The following is a 1,109-nucleotide window of genomic DNA, read 5'->3' on the forward strand; positions in this document are numbered from 1 at the left end:
TGGCATTGAAAGCACGAGTGGCGCGGTCGATGGCGTGATTCGCGGTGCAGAGGTCGTGCGCAGTTACTTAGTTGAAGACAGTTACGTAACAGAGTTACGTTTGGATATCCGTAAGATGGATAAGCTACGCGATTACGGTGAAGTTCAACAAGTGCCTGAGAAGCGTCAGCAAACCTTGTTCTAAAACCACTTCACTAAATAAACAGATAATCTTTTCGAGCGGCTAATTGGCAACAATTGGTCGCTTTTTTTATGGGTTGATTTGATGGCTTTGCCTAATGAGGAAGGAGAGGCTAGAGCGTTAGGCTTTAATATTGGTGCCTAGCGTTGAAATGGTGTGGGTTTTGCCGCCGGCATTGTAGGTCATACCGATCTTGCCGTGAGTGTGTTGAAGCATGTTATTGAGCTTGTTAAAACTCAATTGAGCGCGGCTGAGGGATTCTCCATTCACGCGATTGACTTGTTGACAGTCCAGCACGATGGATTGGATTTGGGCTACAACCTGACTTAGGTGCTCATCTTCGGTAAGTTGATTGACATGCGGGTGAGAGGCAATTCGCTGATCAGTGGTTCTTAGCTGATCAATGAGTGTCATTTTTTGTTTGGCGATGCTTTCGATTTCAGAAGAGACACGCGAAGTAATCGCCTGTGTTTACTGACGTAAAACAGTAGAAAGTGCCTTAGCATTTTCTAGTTGAAAGTTTACGAGATCGACTAATGCTGCCATAAATACTTACCTTGGGCCTAAGTCAGTTAGCTTTTGCCTTGCAATTCGTTTTCAAACTTGATCATATTGTCGGCCAGCTTTTCTGGGTCAACGCGGTATGAACCGTTTGCGATTGCTTCTTTGATTGCCGCTACTTTCGCACTGTCGTAAGCCGGAGAAGCTGCCATATCCTTTTGGAGTTTGCTGACGGCTTTACTTTGTTGGCTTAGCGATACAGCGTCTTGTTGAGCTGGCGCTTTTTTCGATTCAGTTGCGCTTGATGTCGCACTTGAATCGTTACGTGCAGGCGCGCGACTGGTCGTCGACATCATTTGCCCTGAACGTATATTATCTATACCTGCCATGTTTAACCTTTGCCTTGTATCGTAATACTGGTATCCAG

At 45.6% G+C, this 1,109-nt stretch carries 1 protein-coding gene and 2 pseudogenes; 1 reads left to right on the forward strand and 2 read right to left on the reverse strand.

Going from position 1 to position 1,109, the window contains the following annotated elements; translation table 11 throughout:
* Window positions 1-184 (forward strand): annotated as a pseudogene (gene flgP, locus R7R78_RS24330) (flagellar assembly lipoprotein FlgP); the annotation flags it as partial.
* Window positions 185-301: 117 nt separating this feature from the next.
* Here the strand turns inward: flgP and R7R78_RS24335 are convergent.
* Both R7R78_RS24335 and flgM read right to left on the reverse strand, forming a co-directional pair.
* Window positions 302-727, reverse strand: a pseudogene (locus tag R7R78_RS24335) (flagella synthesis protein FlgN).
* Window positions 728-753: 26 nt separating this feature from the next.
* On the reverse strand, window positions 754-1,071 hold the full coding sequence (flgM, locus tag R7R78_RS24340) for a flagellar biosynthesis anti-sigma factor FlgM (RefSeq protein WP_005453996.1): 318 nt from the start codon (window positions 1,069-1,071) through the stop codon (window positions 754-756).
* Between the last annotated feature and the right edge of the window lie 38 nt (window positions 1,072-1,109).

Source organism: Vibrio sp. 2134-1 (genome assembly GCF_033339495.1).